At 72.1% G+C, this 265-nt stretch carries 1 protein-coding gene; it reads left to right on the top strand.

The annotated features are described in order from the left end of the window. On the top strand, positions 1-265 hold a 265-nt coding region (locus ACEN88_RS35585), incomplete at both ends, for a DUF3516 domain-containing protein (protein WP_413347106.1).

The following is a 265-nucleotide window of genomic DNA, read 5'->3' as shown; positions in this document are numbered from 1 at the left end:
GGGCTGGGACGTCGACCGGTGGGGAGAGGCGCTCGACCGCTACTACGACGAGTACGACTCGATGGGCACCGATGCGGCCGCCCGAGGGCCGCACATGCTGGTCGTCGAGCAGCTGCCGACGGTGTGGCGGGTGCGCCAGATCTTCGCCGACCCGGAGGGCGACCACGACTTCGGCATCTCCGCCGTCGTCGACCTGGCCTCGAGCGACGAACGCGGCGAGGCCGTGGTCACCGTGACCGCGGTCGGACCGGCCTCCGAACGCACC

Source organism: Massilia sp. CT11-108, assembly GCF_047302915.1.
Lineage (GTDB): Bacteria > Pseudomonadota > Gammaproteobacteria > Burkholderiales > Burkholderiaceae_D > Telluria > Telluria orientalis.
This window is presented reverse-complemented; position numbering and strand designations above follow the sequence as displayed.